This window comes from Tuberibacillus sp. Marseille-P3662 (assembly GCF_900178005.1).
Classification (GTDB): domain Bacteria; phylum Bacillota; class Bacilli; order Bacillales; family Sporolactobacillaceae; genus Marseille-P3662.
The window spans coordinates 484,265-499,778 of record NZ_FXBS01000006.1; the positions used below are offsets into that span (position 1 = coordinate 484,265).

14 protein-coding genes, 1 other RNA gene and 1 other annotated feature are annotated in these 15,514 nt (G+C 43.6%); of the genes, 13 read left to right on the plus strand and 2 right to left on the minus strand.

Annotation, left to right across the window (positions count from 1 at the left end; genetic code table 11):
* Nucleotides 1–6 precede the first annotated feature (6 nt).
* The 5 genes from dtd to ssrS all read left to right on the plus strand — a co-directional run bounded on the left by dtd (nt 7) and on the right by ssrS (nt 4,827).
* Nucleotides 7–456 carry a D-aminoacyl-tRNA deacylase gene (gene dtd / locus B9Y89_RS10870; RefSeq protein ID WP_085523258.1) on the plus strand — a complete coding sequence of 150 codons (450 nt, stop codon included), beginning with the start codon at nt 7–9 and terminating at the stop codon, nt 454–456.
* A gap of 57 nt (nt 457–513) precedes the next feature.
* Complete coding sequence (locus B9Y89_RS19045) at nt 514–672, plus strand: hypothetical protein (protein WP_176222193.1); 159 nt, start codon at nt 514–516, stop codon at nt 670–672.
* A gap of 84 nt (nt 673–756) precedes the next feature.
* Nucleotides 757–991: a binding site (T-box leader), on the plus strand.
* Between the two features lie 539 nt (nt 992–1,530).
* Nucleotides 1,531–2,799 (plus strand): histidine--tRNA ligase, encoded by a 1,269-nt coding sequence (hisS, locus tag B9Y89_RS10875; RefSeq protein ID WP_085523259.1) that lies wholly within the window; start codon nt 1,531–1,533, stop codon nt 2,797–2,799.
* Between the two features lie 8 nt (nt 2,800–2,807).
* A complete protein-coding gene (gene aspS, locus B9Y89_RS10880) occupies nt 2,808–4,580 on the plus strand; it encodes an aspartate--tRNA ligase (RefSeq protein ID WP_085523260.1) in 1,773 nt (590 codons plus the stop codon).
* A gap of 59 nt (nt 4,581–4,639) precedes the next feature.
* Nucleotides 4,640–4,827: non-coding RNA, 6S RNA (gene ssrS, locus B9Y89_RS10885), on the plus strand.
* 274 nt (nt 4,828–5,101) lie between these two features.
* On the opposite strand, the gene B9Y89_RS19485 is transcribed toward ssrS, so the two are convergent.
* Nucleotides 5,102–5,869 carry an RsfA family transcriptional regulator gene (locus B9Y89_RS19485; protein ID WP_085523261.1) on the minus strand — a complete coding sequence of 256 codons (768 nt, stop codon included), beginning with the start codon at nt 5,867–5,869 and terminating at the stop codon, nt 5,102–5,104.
* Between the two features lie 107 nt (nt 5,870–5,976).
* Nucleotides 5,977–7,305, minus strand: coding sequence for an AAA family ATPase (locus B9Y89_RS10895; protein WP_085523262.1), 1,329 nt, complete (start codon nt 7,303–7,305; stop codon nt 5,977–5,979).
* A gap of 116 nt (nt 7,306–7,421) precedes the next feature.
* Between B9Y89_RS10895 and B9Y89_RS10900 the strand changes: the two genes are divergently transcribed.
* The 8 genes from B9Y89_RS10900 (at nt 7,422) to B9Y89_RS10935 (ending at nt 15,461) form a co-directional block, all read left to right on the plus strand.
* A complete protein-coding gene (locus B9Y89_RS10900) occupies nt 7,422–8,132 on the plus strand; it encodes a YczE/YyaS/YitT family protein (RefSeq protein WP_254901237.1) in 711 nt (236 codons plus the stop codon).
* A complete protein-coding gene (gene cymR, locus B9Y89_RS10905; protein ID WP_085523263.1) occupies nt 8,065–8,487 on the plus strand; it encodes a cysteine metabolism transcriptional regulator CymR in 423 nt (140 codons plus the stop codon). The genes B9Y89_RS10900 and cymR overlap by 68 nt, the downstream gene beginning before the upstream one ends.
* A gap of 27 nt (nt 8,488–8,514) precedes the next feature.
* On the plus strand, nt 8,515–9,657 hold the full coding sequence (locus B9Y89_RS10910) for a cysteine desulfurase family protein (protein WP_085523264.1): 1,143 nt from the start codon (nt 8,515–8,517) through the stop codon (nt 9,655–9,657).
* 18 nt (nt 9,658–9,675) lie between these two features.
* Complete coding sequence (gene mnmA / locus B9Y89_RS10915; RefSeq protein WP_085524702.1) at nt 9,676–10,806, plus strand: tRNA 2-thiouridine(34) synthase MnmA; 1,131 nt, start codon at nt 9,676–9,678, stop codon at nt 10,804–10,806.
* Between the two features lie 266 nt (nt 10,807–11,072).
* Nucleotides 11,073–11,744, plus strand: a complete 672-nt coding sequence (locus B9Y89_RS10920; protein ID WP_176222194.1) for a tetratricopeptide repeat protein — start codon at nt 11,073–11,075, stop codon at nt 11,742–11,744.
* 14 nt (nt 11,745–11,758) lie between these two features.
* On the plus strand, nt 11,759–14,104 hold the full coding sequence (gene recD2 / locus B9Y89_RS10925; protein WP_085523266.1) for an SF1B family DNA helicase RecD2: 2,346 nt from the start codon (nt 11,759–11,761) through the stop codon (nt 14,102–14,104).
* A gap of 81 nt (nt 14,105–14,185) precedes the next feature.
* Nucleotides 14,186–14,368, plus strand: coding sequence for a hypothetical protein (locus B9Y89_RS10930; protein WP_085523267.1), 183 nt, complete (start codon nt 14,186–14,188; stop codon nt 14,366–14,368).
* A 19-nt stretch (nt 14,369–14,387) separates the two neighbouring features.
* Nucleotides 14,388–15,461, plus strand: coding sequence for an AI-2E family transporter (locus B9Y89_RS10935; protein ID WP_085523268.1), 1,074 nt, complete (start codon nt 14,388–14,390; stop codon nt 15,459–15,461).
* The last annotated feature ends 53 nt before the right edge of the window (nt 15,462–15,514 follow it).

Here is a 15,514-nt window from a genome sequence, read left to right on the forward strand (position 1 = left end):
AGGTTCATGCGTGTTATTGTGCAACGAGCCAAACAAGCCAGTGTGTCCGTCCATCAGCAAACAGTCGGGGCAATTGAGCATGGTTTAATGTTACTGGTGGGCATCAAACAAGGGGATGCATTGCAAGATGTCCAATATGTGGCTGATAAAATTGCAGGCTTAAGAATGTTTGAAGATGATACAGGTAAAATGAACCAATCGGTGCTGAACGTTGGTGGAAGCATCCTCTCTGTATCGCAATTTACGCTTTACGGTGATGTCCGAAAAGGAAGACGTCCCAACTTTATGAAAGCGGCTCAACCTGAGGATGCCAGTCGACTGTATGAGGCTTTTAATGACGAATTAAGAAACAAGGGATTGATTGTTGAAACGGGGCAATTTGGTGAAATGATGGATGTTCATTTAACGAATGATGGCCCTGTGACTTTGATTGTCGAAAGCAAACAGCATGATTAGGAATGATATCAACGTTTGATGGTTAGACTAGATGCAAACACTTAGAAGGTGAATGCGATGAAACTATCAAGCGACCTATTTTACCAATTCTATAAAAACCAATGGATAATGGCTTGGAAGCATCCTGGTGAAGAACAGTTAGCAAATGATGAATCTGTCAGGGCAGTATCACAACCGTGGACTCCACAGCGTCATCATAAACATTGGACGACATAATTTAACACTTCGCCTACTTTTATGATAAAATCCTTGCTAATACCGAGAACTTATTTTACAATTAAATGCATCAAAAACGAATTAATAAAACCGATCGAGGAAGAAAGTATCTGGAATGTTAATGGCGCAGAGAGGATAGGCCGAACGGCTGTAAGCTTATCCCCATATCTCCAGTGAAAGACACTTCTTAGGTTTTTCTTCGAACGTTGTTTAGCTAGTAGGGGAAAGCGTTGCAGGCGTTAACTGTTAAGTGGTTGTCGTTGGTCTATAAACGGCATCAACAAAGGGTGGTACCACGGGTTTAATTCTCGTCCCTTGTTTTCCAAGCGGAAACAAGGGGCGTTTTTTTTATTTTATTTATTTATATTATGACTTGGATAAGGATGCACTTCCCCGCTACGCTAAGCACAACGATTTCATTTTAGCGGAGAAGCAAACTCGACGTAGAAAAAATGAGGAGGATGCACTTCCCCGCTACGCTAAGTACAACGATTTCATTTTAGCGGAGAAGCAAACTCGACGTAGAAAAAAATGAGGAGGATGCACTTCCCCGCTACGCTAAGTACAACGATTTCATTTTAGCGGAGAAGCAAACTCGACGTAGAAAAAATGAGGAGGATGCACTTCCCCGCTACGCTAAGTACAACGATTTCATTTTAGCAGGGAAGCAAACTCGACGTAGAAAAAATGAGGAGGATGCACTTCCCCGCTACGCTAAGTACAACGATTTCATTTTAGCGGAGAAGCAAACTCGACGTAGAAAAAATGAGGAGGATGCACTTCCCCGCTACGCTAAGTACAACGATTTCATTTTAGCAGGGAAGCAAACTCGACGTAGAAAAAATGAGGAGGATGCATATGGCGATTCAAATTCCACGCGGGACCCAGGATATCTTGCCTAAGGAAGCTAATTTGTGGCAATTTATTGAAGATCAGGCTCGGGAGATATGTCGATTGTATCATTATGAAGAAATACGGACTCCCATCTTTGAGGCCACGGATTTATTTCAAAGAGGTGTGGGTGATTCGACGGATATTGTTCAGAAAGAAATGTACACCTTCCAGGATCGCGGCGGTCGAAGCTTAACGTTAAGACCAGAAGGTACCGCTTCAGTGGTTCGTTCGTATGTTGAAAACAAAATGCACGGTGAGCCGAAACAACCGTCAAAATTATTTTATATGGGACCGATGTTTCGCTATGAACGACCACAATCGGGACGGACACGGCAATTTACGCAATTTGGCATTGAAGCTTTAGGGAGCAATGATCCGGCGATCGATGCTGAAGTGATTGCTTTAGCTATGCATTTCTACCACAATCTTGGGTTACGGAACCTGAAATTAGTTATTAATAGTCTTGGTGATCCTGAGAGCCGCAGTCAACATCGCCAGGCATTGATTGATCACTTTAAGCCGTCGATTGGCGACTTTTGTCAGGATTGCCAGAACCGGTTAACGTCCAATCCGATGCGAATTTTGGACTGTAAGGTGGATCGCGATCATCCATTAATGGCAACCGCGCCATCTATTTTAGATTATTTAAATGATTTTTCGGTATCCTTTTTTGCTAAAGTTAAGCAAGCGTTAGATGACATGGGGATTGCCTATGAGATTGACCCGACGTTAGTTAGGGGTCTAGATTATTACAATCATACAGCGTTTGAAATTATGGGTGAAGGGTTTGGAGCCATTACCACCTTAAGTGGCGGTGGTCGTTATAATGGTTTAGTGAGTGAACTCGGCGGTCCGGAAACGCCAGGAATCGGATTCGCTTTAAGTATTGAACGGCTCATTTTAGCTATGGAGGCTGAAAATATAGAGGTTCCTTATGATGAAACGATCGATTGCTTTATTGTAACGCTTGGTGAGGATGCTGAGCGTAAGACGCCGGTTCTCTTACAGCAAATGCGTCATGCCGGCCTTGCCGTTGATCAGGATTACGTTGGTCGTAAGGTTAAAGGCCAATTTAAACAAGCAGATCGATTAGGGGCAAAATATGTTGCTGTGTTAGGTGAGAACGAGCTTCAACAAGGCGTCATTAATCTAAAAGATATGACAACTGGTGAAGAAGAGACGGTTGGATTAGAAACATTGGCGACAACGGTAAAAAATAAATTGGAGGAGTGATCGGGTTTATGCCACGAACGGAATTTTGCGGGCGTTTAACAGAGGCCCATGCAGGACAAGAAGTGACGCTTCAAGGATGGGTGCAGAAGCGTCGTGATTTAGGCGGTTTAATTTTCATTGATCTGCGTGACCGGACTGGGATTGTGCAAACGGTCTTTAATCCAAAAGTGTCAGCAGAAGCGATTCAAATCGCTGATAAAATTCGTAATGAATTTGTCGTCGAAATTAAAGGATCTGTTGTCAAACGTGATCCCAATGCAGTAAATGACAACATTGCGACGGGTCAAATTGAAGTGAGTGCTCACAGCGTAACGATTATTAACGCTGCGAAGACACCGCCATTTACGATTGAAGACGATACAGATGCCTCCGAAGAAGTTCGTTTAAAATACCGCTATATGGACTTGCGTCGTCCGGTTATGGCAGAAACATTTAAAATGCGCCATCAGATTACGAAAAGCATTCGTCAATTTTTAGATGAGCACGAGTTTTTTGAAGTGGAAACGCCGATGTTGACCCGCAGTACCCCTGAGGGTGCTAGGGACTACTTGGTTCCAAGTCGTGTCAATCCGGGTTCTTTTTATGCGTTGCCGCAATCACCACAATTGTTTAAGCAACTATTAATGGTGTCCGGTATGGAACGGTATTATCAAATCGTTAAATGTTTCCGGGATGAGGACTTGCGCGCCGACCGGCAGCCTGAGTTTACCCAAGTTGACATTGAAACATCATTCTTTGAGCGCGAACCGTTTATGGCTATGATGGAGGAGATGATGGCTAATGTTGTCAAAAATGTTCGTGATATTGATATTCAAGGCTCATTCCCTCGGATGACTCATGCCGAAGCCATGGCCAGTTACGGTAGTGACAAACCGGATACACGGTTTGGCATGGAACTGATAGATGTTTCTGAAGAAGTTCAAAATTGTGGTTTTAAAGTATTTAGCGACACGGTGACTGGCGGCGGCCAAGTCAAAGCTTTGAATGTGAAGGGACAAGCTGAACACTATTCACGTAAAGATATCGATCAGCTGGGCGAATTCGTTGCAAGACATGGTGCAAAAGGGTTAGCCTGGATGAAAGTTGAAGCTGCTGACTTAAAAGGGCCGATTGCCAAATTCTTTGCTGATGAGACAGGTGAAGCCATCCGGACGCAAACAGAAGCGGAGGCTGGGGATTTATTGCTGTTTATTGCTGATAAGCCGTCGGTCGTTGCCGATAGTTTAGGAGCGTTACGCTTGAAACTTGGCAAAGATCTTGCATTAATCGATGAATCACAGTTAAACTTCTTATGGGTCACGGACTTTCCATTACTCGCCTATGATGAAGATGCTGGCCGTTATGTTGCGGAGCACCATCCATTTACTTCACCGGTAGCTGAAGATATCGATAAATTAACGGATCAGCCTGAAGCAGTTCATGCTGAGGCCTATGATTTAGTGTTAAATGGTTACGAATTAGGTGGGGGTTCACGGCGTATTCATCAACGTGATTTACAAGATAAGATGTTTCAAGCCCTTGGCTTTTCACAGGAAGAAGCTGAAGAGCAATTTGGATTTTTACTGGAAGCTCTTGATCATGGAGCACCGCCGCATGGTGGGATTGCTTTCGGATTGGACAGGTTAGTCATGATTCTTGCCGGCCGTTCTAATTTAAGGGATACGATAGCATTTCCGAAGACAGCAAGTGCCTCAGACCTTTTAACACAGGCACCGAGTGCAGTAAGCGATTCGCAGTTAGATGAACTTCATTTGCGTGTGACAAAAAACACCAATCAATAATCGAGGGTGGCGGTTGATAAGACCGTCATCGTGTGTTAAGATGTAAATACAATCACAGAGACGTCCTGAAGTGTTTGTAGGAAGGCCACATGTTTTGACCGAACACTAATTTTGAAAGGGAGTCCGTAAAGTTTTCATCCGGCGTAAATGCCTCTTCTGAGTGGACTTACAAAAGATGAAACAGGACACCCACCTGCTAACAGCGGGTTCAAAACTAGGGTCGACATACGGCACATTTGGGACTCTCTCTTATTTTCTAATTGACACTTTTATAGGTGTCTTTTTTTGTGTCTTTTTTAAGGCTGTTTTCTAAAAGATTGTTGCTTTTTTACAAAATCTATAAAAGGCGTCTTAATATACCGCTCCGGAAATACACTATGCTTTCCGCGGGTGACCCGTGAGCCTCCTCGAACTCCGTTCTGCGGGGTTCGAGGAGCAAAAACGAAGGATAAGATGACTATAATAGAATTAAGTCATACAAATATAAGAAAAAGGCTGTCCCTGGTATTTGGGACAGCCCTCTATTTTGCCATTTTTTCTAGATTACCGTTTTTGTCCATTTTGAACGCAGAACTTGCCTCATCTTGTTGATCAGATAGGGCAATCATTCGTCTTGCCCGATCCATGATACCCATCAAAGATTGATAATCTTCTTCAATGGTTTGATGTTCCTCACGCAGTTTATGTAACGCGGTCTCCAATTCCTTAATTTTCGATTGCAAAGCGTTATTTTCTTGTTTTAACGCAATGTTTTCGGATTGAAGTCGTTCACTTGCGGCACCATTGTTCTGCATGTCCTCTAAGAATGAAATCACATGGTTTAAATTTAATTGAGATCCCGATTGAGACTGGGATTCTGCCGTTGAGTGTTGATCCTCATTGAGTGTTGACATTTCCGAATTAACAATAGGCTGATCTACAGCTGGTTCAAGATTGTCATCATCCGTTGGTTCTTTTTGATCCATCGTTGGAACAGGTGATCCTGAGTAACCTTGTTCGTGGTGTATAGCTGTTGGCTCATACGTTTGCCAGCTTGTCCGGCGGTGTTTTTGTTCGGCACGTTTCTTTTGCTTGCGTTGTTTTTTGGCAATTTCAATCGCTTGATCATATTTTCTGCGAACGATGGCATTCCATCGGAAACCGCAAGCTGCCCCTGTCCGGTTCAATCTGTCACCGACTTCTTCAAAGGCATCCAATTGCGTACCGCCTTCTCTTATATGTCTCAACACCGTTTCGGCCAACAACAGGTCATCTTCGTGTGACCAAGCATCCTGTCTAACTTTTGTCAATGTCGACCTCTCCTTGTCTCTATTGTTTGCTATAATGATTGACAAAAAAGACTTGGATTATACACGAAAACTTATTTTTCTATATATCTTTTAATAGAGGCCCGTTGCTAGCTTTGTTCATCAAGGTGATTGAAAAATTCAATCCGCTTTCTGACGGTTTTTTCATGACCGCGGTCAACTGGATGATAGAATGTTAAATGCTCTAAATGATCTGGCAAATATTGTTGACTGACATAACCATGTTGGAAATGGTGCGGATATTGGTACGTTTTGCCGTGTCCAAGCCGCTCAGCCCCTTGATAATGGCTATCTCGTAAATGGACTGGAACCTCTCCGGTTGACTCGGTTTGCACCGCTTTAAGGGCTGCATCAATCCCTGATATCACTGCGTTACTTTTCGGCGCTGTCGCAATGTATAACGCCGCTTCAGCGAGTGGGATACGGGCTTCTGGCAAGCCGATAAAATCAACCGCATAAGCGGCTGATTGAGCGAGTAATAACGCGTTGGGATCAGCTAAGCCGACATCTTCAGCCGCGTGAACGTAGATTCTTCGGGCGATAAATTTAGGGTCTTCACCGGCTTCAATCATTTTTGCTAAATAGTATAAAGTTGCGTCCGCATTGGAACCGCGCATACTTTTAATAAAAGCGGACACTGTATCGTAATGGTTATCACCGGTTTTATCATACTGCAGCACCCGTTCTTGAATAGATTCTTCAGCGGTTGCTAGATCAATGTGTACGCCGCCATCTTTATCGGGATCGGTCGTCAGCACGGCGAGTTCTAAGGCGTGGAGGGCGCTTCTAGCGTCCCCGTTGGCGACTTGAACAAGATGATCCATAGCTTCGCGGGTTACATGAATTTGATAGTTACCAAAGCCCCGTTCTGGATCATGAATGGCCTGTTCCAATATGCGGTGGATGTCTTCATGGTTTAGCGATTTGAACCGAAATAAACGGGAGCGTGATAATAGGGCTGAGTTGATTTCAAACATGGGACTTTCTGTGGTCGCTCCAATTAAAATAATCGTTCCGTCTTCAACCGATGGTAATAAGGCATCTTGTTGTCCTTTATTAAAGCGATGAATCTCATCTATAAACAAGACGGTTTTTTGCTCATCATATTTCAACCGGTCCTTGGCGTTGTCAATCACCTCACGTATATCTTTAATGCCTGATGTCACCGCATTCACTTGCACGAAAAAAGCCGATGTTGAATTGGCGATAATACGTGCCAATGTCGTTTTACCTGTTCCGGGAGGTCCATAAAAAATCATGGGCGTCAGTCGATCGGCATAAATTGCCCGACTTAACAGCCGGCCAGAACCGACAATGTCACCTTGCCCTGTGAACTCGTCCAGCGTTCTCGGGCGCATACGGTCAGCTAACGGCTGATTGGTTCGCGTTTCTTCCTGCGGAAAATCGAATAAGTCCATCTAACATCTGTCCTTTCTACGGGGAACGTTACTACAGCGATTTGACAAATGCAAGATAAGTTGATTTCATGCTATAATAGATAAGGTTTTAAAAATTTTAGTGGAGCGAATGCTCATTGAAACATGTATTTCTTCATAAACAAAATTGGCTGATTCGGCTATGGAAATGGTCTTTTTTTATTTTCGGCCTTCTTATTATGTCATTGGGTATTGCGTTAATGATTGAAGCCCATCTCGGCAGCGCGCCTTGGGATGTTCTTCATATTGGCTTATATAAACATTTCGGATTAACTGTAGGAACGTGGTCGGTCATCGTTGGTTGCTTAATTATAACAACAACGAGTTTGCTAAGGCGATGCTTTCCAGAAACAGGCGCCTTACTAAATATGGTACTTGTCGGTGCATTTATAGACTTGTTTTTACATTTTTTGGCGGCTCCTGATTCATGGGCTGGTAAGACGGGGTTTCTGCTTATCGGTATTTTAATTAATGGCATTGGCATCAGTGTGTATATTTCAGGTGACAAAGGTGCCGGCCCTCGGGATACGCTCATGTTATATTTAACCGAAAAAACGGGTTGGAAAGTGTCGCATATCCGACGAATGATGGAACTGTGTGTACTGATTGCTGGTTGGCTTATGGGCGGTCCGGTATCAGCTGGAACTGTCCTATTCGGATTAACGATCGGGACGCTTGTTGGATGGTTCTTGCCATTCTTCCGGAAAGTAATGCAAACTTTGGTTGAAAGAGGTGCTGACAGTGAAGATTTCTACAAAAGGTCGTTACGGGTTGACCATCATGATGGCGCTGGCGAGAAAGCACGGTAGTGGGCCGACGTCGCTTAAATCGATTGCCGAACAACATCGGTTATCAGAACATTACCTTGAGCAGCTAATTGCGCCCTTAAGGAACGCTGGTTTTGTCAATAGTATCCGGGGAGCCTACGGTGGATATGTCTTAGCTAAAGATCCGTCTGAGATTACGAGTGCAGATATTATTAGAGTATTGGAAGGCCCGATTCGTCCAGTTGAGGTTATGGATGATGACGAGCCGGCCAAACAGGAATTATGGATTAAAATTCGTGATGCTGTTAAAAATGTTTTGGAAAATACAACGTTGAAAGATTTGATTGAATTTGATCGTCATGATAATATGCAAGATCCGTATATGTTCTTTATTTAACATGAAGGGATCAAAAGGATGAGTTTGATGAACGCAATTTACTTGGATCATGCCGCGACAACACCGGTTCATCCTGATGTGATTGAACAGATGTCGCACGTTTATCGGGAGACATTTGGTAATCCATCCAGCATTCATCAATTCGGGCGTGTTGCGCAAAAACGTGTTGATGATGCGCGAAGAGCGGTTGCAAAAACCATTGGGGCATCGCCGGGTGAAGTCGTGTTTACGAGTGGTGGGACAGAAGCCGACAATCTTGCCATTGTCGGTGCGGCCCATGCGAATCAAGATCATGGACGCCACATTATTACGACGTCCGTTGAACATCATGCGGTTTTGAACACATGTCAAGCCCTTGAGGAACAGGGGTTTGATGTGACGTATTTGGATGTTGACGAACGTGGTAGGATAGACATTGATGATTTTAAGGCCAAAGTCAGGGACGATACCATTCTCGTCTCAGTGATGTATGGTAATAATGAAGTCGGTACGATTCAACCGGTGCAAGAGATAGGTGAGTTTCTCGCTGATAAGCCTGCTTTGCTGCATACGGATGCGGTGCAGGCCTTTGGTGTGGTCGACATGAATGTCAGCGAGCTACAGGTTGATTTGTTATCGATGACGGCTCATAAAATTAATGGACCTAAAGGGATCGGTTTTTTATATATAAAAGATGGAACGAAGCTTGTTTCTCATCAACATGGTGGTGAACAAGAGCGCAAGCGGCGGGCGGGGACGCATAATGTTCCTGGTATCGTCGGTCTAAGCGAAGCCTTGTCGATTGCCTCTCATCAACGTGAGGCACGTGTAGATGATTACAGACGCTATCAGCAAGTGCTCTTGGATGTGTTTGACGAATACGGGATAGACTTTGCTATTAATGGCGATCCTGAACATGGTTTGGCACACATTTTAAACGCTTATTTCCCGGGAACGCATGTAGAATCACTGCTCATGAATCTGGATTTATCGGGGGTGGCTGTTTCCAGCGGTTCAGCGTGTACAGCCGGTTCGATGGATCCTTCACATGTGTTGACAGCTATGCACGGAACAAATTCCGATCGTCCGGAAAGCTCGATTCGGATCAGTTTTGGCTTGCATAATGATGATGAGAACGTTCGTGAAGCCGCCGAAGTGATAGCGAAGACAGTGAAGCGGTTGACGAAATAGAAAAGGTGGTGAAGAATGATGGAAAAACGACGTGAAGATACTCGTGTTGTTGTCGGTATGTCCGGCGGTGTTGATTCCTCAGTAACAGCGCTTGTACTGAAGGAACAAGGTTATGATGTTGTCGGTATTTTCATGAAAAACTGGGATGATACGGACGAAAATGGGGTTTGCACAGCAACGGAAGATTATGAAGACGTTGCTAGAGTTGCTGGGCAAATCGGCATTCCTTACTATGCGGTGAATTTTGAAAAACAATACTGGGATAAAGTATTCACCTATTTCCTAGATGAATATAAAGCGGGCAGAACACCTAACCCTGATGTTATGTGTAATAAAGAAATTAAATTTAAAGCGTTTTTGGATCATGCATTGAATCTTGGTGCTGATTATGTTGCTACGGGTCATTATGCCCGCGTAGATCGCAGTCGTGGTCAAGCACAATTGGTTCGCGGTGTTGATCATAATAAAGATCAAACCTATTTTCTTAATCAATTGAGCGAACATCAAATTAGCCAAGTTATGTTTCCGCTGGGTGAGCTTGAAAAAACTGAGGTTCGTGATATCGCGAAAAAACACGATCTAGCAACAGCTAATAAAAAAGATAGTACAGGCATTTGTTTCATTGGTGAACGTGATTTTAAAACCTTTCTAAGTAACTATTTACCAGCACAAAAAGGTGAAATCAGGACGATTGACGGTGAGTTTAAGGGTTACCATGACGGATTGATGTACTATACCAATGGTCAACGTCAGGGGCTTGGTATTGGGGGTCCCGGCGGTCCGTGGTTTGTGTGCGGTCGTGATCTTGATCAAAATATTTTATATGTCGCTCCAGGCGGCAATCATCCTGCCTTGTTTTCCGAAGGCTTAATGGCTGAAAAGGTGAACTGGGTGAACGGTCGACCCGACGAAGATACGATTCAATGCACTGCTAAATTCCGTTATAGACAAACCGACCGATCGGTAACAGTCATCATTGAGGCGGATGATCGGGTGAAAGTGCTGTTTGATGAACCGCAGCGGGCGATTACTCCCGGGCAGTCGGTGGTTTTCTATGATGGTGATATTTGTCTCGGTGGTGCGACTATTGACACCGTTTTTCAAAATGACTACCACCGGACATTCGACTTTGTCACAGCCAATGCGTAATATATATGGGCACCGGAGAAAGATTCCGGTGTCTTTTTATGGTCAATTGCATGGAGTTAATGGAGTTAAGGATGACGTTTTTGATATACTAGAGTATAGAAAGATTGATGTGGAGGGCACTTCCCCGCTACTCTAAGTACAACCATTTCACTTTAGTGGGGAAGAAAGTTTAGATAATCATCGGCTAAGAAACGCAACGTCCTATTGCGAACGCCGATGCTAGCACGTCCTGTGCGTCGTAAAAATGATTGTAGGGGATGCTGTCTGTGTCTGACTTGATTGAACAAGGTTTACAGTTTTGGGAACAACAAAAATATGAAAAAGCGGCGCAAGCCTTTAATGATTATATCGAAACCTATCCGGATGACCCGGTTGGCTATACCAATTTTGGCAATTTGTTAACTACCATGCAGCAGCCGGAGAAAGCCCTCAACTTTTATCACAGGGCTTTGCAACTGGATGAGACTCATGCGCCGGCGTATTATGGGTACGGAAACACACTTTTTAATAGCGGTGAATACCATGAGGCGATTAAACAGTATACAGAAACGATCAGTCATGGGTTTGAAGATGGTGACGTTCATTATATGATTGGACAGGCATATAGCAATCTCGGTCAAGCATTAATGGCCCTTGTACATTTTCAGCGTTCGTTGGAATGGCGTCCGGACGATACAGAAGCCAGGTTTCAATATGGTCTTTGCCTGTCAAAGACGGGATATGTCGATATGGCCGTTCAACAGTGGAATCATGTTATTTCTGAACAACCAGAACATGCTGACGCTTTTTACAACTTGGGTGTCGCTTACAGTTATAAAGATGATACGGAAGCCGCAAAGAACTATTTTAGTCAGGCGCTGGCGATTCAAGAGGATCATATGCTGGCGTCTCATGCCTTGAAACAACTTGTGAAAAATCAGCAGAACAATGAATCATAGAGTGAGGGACCGATATGGTAGAGGTTGTTGAAGGGCGCCAAACTGATGAAGACAATTATATAAAGGGCACCCCCTATCGTGTGATTTTTAAAAACGATGATAATGCTTATACAGTAATGCGTGTCAAAGTAGAAGAGACAAATGAGGATCTGGACGATAAAGACATCGCAGTCATCGGTCACTTTCCCGTCATTCATATGCATGAAAGCTATCACTTTACGGGAACGATTCAAGTTCATCCCCGTTACGGCAAGCAGTATGAAGTGCAGTATTATAAAAAGTTGTTACCGGAATCCGAGGAAGGTATGATTCAATACTTGTCGGGTGATCTATTTCCGGGAATTGGTCAAAAAACAGCGGAGAGCATCATTCATACCCTTGGGGAAAATGCAGTCTCCAAAATCATTGATTCACCCGAATGTCTGAATGATGTGCCGAAACTTCCCGATGACAAAGCTAAGCAGCTGTATAACACATTAATGGAACACCAGGGGCTAGAAAGAATCATGCTTACTCTGTCAAAATATGGATTCGGTCCGCAATTGTCGATGAAAATCTATCAAACCTACGGGAATGAAACGGTGGAAATAATCAATGATAATCCCTATTGTCTCGTACATGATGTTGACGGTATCGGGTTCCAGCGGTCGGATGAACTTGCTCAATCATTAGGTATGGATCGTGATCATCCCAATCGCATCCATGCAGCTATGATTTATTTGCTGACCGAGGAAGCGATGAATAATGGGCACGTCTTTCTTCCCATTGATGATATCATCGAGGCGACATTGAAATTACTGAATCAACCCACACCCATTATTAATGAAGGCCAAGTTATGCAAGAAATCGATGTCCTTGAGGAAGAGGGAAAGCTCGTCATTGAGGATGAGCATATCTATTTGCCGAGTCTTTACTTTGCCGAAAAAGGTGTGGTTACGAGTATTAGTCACTTAGCTGAAGAGCCGTCGCCGCAGGCGGAATTTTCCGAGACTGAGTTCTTAGAGGCGTTAGGATCGCTTGAAGAACGCTTGGATATCCAATATGCACCCAGCCAGCGGAAGGCGATTCAGACGGCCTTAGCCTCGCCTGTTATGTTGCTGACAGGTGGCCCTGGAACAGGAAAAACAACTGTCATTAAGGGAATGGTGGAAGTCTACGCTGAATTAAACGGTCTGTCCTTGAATCTTAAAGATTACAAAGACGACGAAGATTATCCGTTTATTTTAATTGCGCCGACCGGTCGTGCCGCCAAGCGGATGGGAGAATCAACCGGGCTACCAGCTGTGACGATCCATCGATTATTGGGCTGGAAAGGTGAAGCCGGTTTTGATCATGATGATGAAAATCCAATTGCAGGCCGATTGTTAATCATTGATGAAATGTCAATGGTTGACTTATGGCTAACCAATCAATTATTTAAATCACTCCCAGATAATATCCAAGTTGTGATTGTAGGTGATGAAGATCAACTACCTTCCGTAGGTCCTGGGCAAGTCTTGAAAGATTTTCTTGATGCCGAAGTGATTCCGACCGTACGGCTAACAGATATCTACCGGCAGGAGGATGGCTCATCGATTATCGAACTTGCTCACCATATTAAGGATGGTCTCATTCCCGAGACATTGACCCAGCCGCAGATCGATCGCCGTTTTTTCAAATGCCGTCAGCGCGATATTATCGATGCGATTTGCCAAGTCTGCGAAAATGCTGTCAGTAAAGGTTATGCACCACGGGACATCCAGGTGCTTGCTCCCATCTATAAAGGGAATGCCGGTATTGATGCGATCAACCAGGCGCTACAAGATTTATTTAACCCTGATAGCGATGATAAGAAAACAATCACGTATGGTGATAAGGTTTATCGCGTGGGTGATAAAGTTTTACAGCTCATGAATGAACCTGAATCCAACGTCTTCAATGGCGATATTGGAGAGATTGTCGCCATTATTAAGGCAAAAGAAACGAAAGATAAAATTGAACGAGTGGTTGTATCCTTTGATGGGAATGAAGTGAGCTATGTTAAAAAAGACTTAAATCAATTGACGTTAGCTTATTGTTGTTCGATTCATAAATCTCAGGGAAGCGAATTTCCAATTGTCGTCTTGCCGATTGTCAAAGGCTATCACCGAATGCTTAAGCGCAATATTATTTATACAGCTGTCACGCGCAGTCGTTCCTATCTCATTATTTGTGGTGACAGCTCGGCCTTTGAGCAAGCGATTAATCGCTCCGACGTTGATCGCCGTCATACGGTATTGGCTGATAAACTCGTGGAACGTTTGCAAGAAGAGACGACTCACATTGAAGATGTTGCCGAACCTGAGCTCACCAGTGGGCAAAAAACCGATGGATACGATTGACCGGATCAGGGGACTATGTATGACGGTACACAAAATAGGGCACTCTAGTATTAAATAATTTTTAATACTAGAGGTGAGACAATGCGATGCCCTAACTGTTCGAGTCGAAATCTCGGAAAGATTGGCAGTCAACATTATTACTGCTGGAATTGTTTTATCGAATTAACATTGACTGACGGAAAGTTTTCTATGAATCAAGTTGAGTGGGATGGGAGTTTGACGACGCTCGATGATTTATTTGCTGACGATGAAAGATATGCTTGAAAGATAACGGAGGTTCGCCATGAAGCCACGATCGTCAGCAGAATGGTTACGTAGGCTCTCCATCCTCTTAATCGCGTTGATTTCTGTATATATGGCGATACAATTGCTGCCTTATTTTAAAATGGTTATTGGCAATCTACTAAGAATGCTGACACCGTTTTTTATTGCGCTTCTTATTGCGTATTTGTTACATCCGTTTGTGAATTACTTGCAGCGCGGTATGCCACGGCCTGTGGCGATTCTGATCATTTATACCACTTTTTTTGGGGTGATGATCTATGCGCTTATCAAGGGTATGCCTTATGTAATTACGCAATTGAAGCATTTTGCTGAACAAATACCGGATTGGATTCAAGTTTACCGAAAACATGTGAATGATATCTATCTTGCCACGTCCAATTGGCCGGAGACGCTTCATGATAACTTTGATCAAATCCTGTCATCAGTGGAAAACACCTTAAAATCTTTTATTCACGGTGTTGTTTCTTGGTTGCAAGGTTTGGTTAAATCTTTTTTCACTATTCTTTTGATTCCGTTTCTTGTTTTTTACTTTTTAAAAGATGCCGATAAAATGAGGCGTTATTTTTGGCACATTGTACCGGAAAGTTGGCGACCAACAGGCAGGGAATTGACGCATAAGATTGATCAGCAATTAGGTAACTTTATCAGAGGCCAATTATTGGTGTGTGCGGCCTTAATAGTTGTCGCATTTATCGGTCTTTGGTTCCTTGATGTCCCTTATCCGCTTATCTTAGGGATGTTTATCGGGATTACCGATATTATCCCGTTTTTTGGGCCCATCATTGGTGCAGTGCCGGCGATTCTTATTGCTGCGACGGTTTCCGTAAAAACCGTCATTCTCGTTGGGGTTCTCATTTTGGTGATTCAATTTTTAGAAGGCAATATCATTAGCCCTCTGATTGTGGGTAGGAGTGTCCATGTTCATCCTGTGTGGATTATGTTGTCACTGGTCGTTGGTGAGACTTTTGCCGGAATTTTAGGGTTGCTTTTGGCAGTTCCAATATTTCTAGCCATTCGAGTGATTGTTAACCATTATGCTGAACAGCGAAAAAAAATTGACAAAGGAATCTGAGCTCATCTATAATGTCGACAGGAATAGAAAAACGGCGAACATGATAAGGGAGC

Coding starts and splice junctions, on each gene's coding strand:
- recD2 (WP_085523266.1), top strand. CDS start 11,759: ATGGTAGAGGTTGTTGAAGGGCGCCAAACTGATGAAGACAATTATATA.
- hisS (WP_085523259.1), top strand. CDS start 1,531: ATGGCGATTCAAATTCCACGCGGGACCCAGGATATCTTGCCTAAGGAA.
- B9Y89_RS10910 (WP_085523264.1), top strand. CDS start 8,515: ATGAACGCAATTTACTTGGATCATGCCGCGACAACACCGGTTCATCCT.
- B9Y89_RS10895 (WP_085523262.1), bottom strand. CDS start 7,305: ATGGACTTATTCGATTTTCCGCAGGAAGAAACGCGAACCAATCAGCCG.
- B9Y89_RS10930 (WP_085523267.1), top strand. CDS start 14,186: ATGCGATGCCCTAACTGTTCGAGTCGAAATCTCGGAAAGATTGGCAGT.
- B9Y89_RS19045 (WP_176222193.1), top strand. CDS start 514: ATGAAACTATCAAGCGACCTATTTTACCAATTCTATAAAAACCAATGG.
- mnmA (WP_085524702.1), top strand. CDS start 9,676: ATGGAAAAACGACGTGAAGATACTCGTGTTGTTGTCGGTATGTCCGGC.
- dtd (WP_085523258.1), top strand. CDS start 7: ATGCGTGTTATTGTGCAACGAGCCAAACAAGCCAGTGTGTCCGTCCAT.
- aspS (WP_085523260.1), top strand. CDS start 2,808: ATGCCACGAACGGAATTTTGCGGGCGTTTAACAGAGGCCCATGCAGGA.
- B9Y89_RS10935 (WP_085523268.1), top strand. CDS start 14,388: ATGAAGCCACGATCGTCAGCAGAATGGTTACGTAGGCTCTCCATCCTC.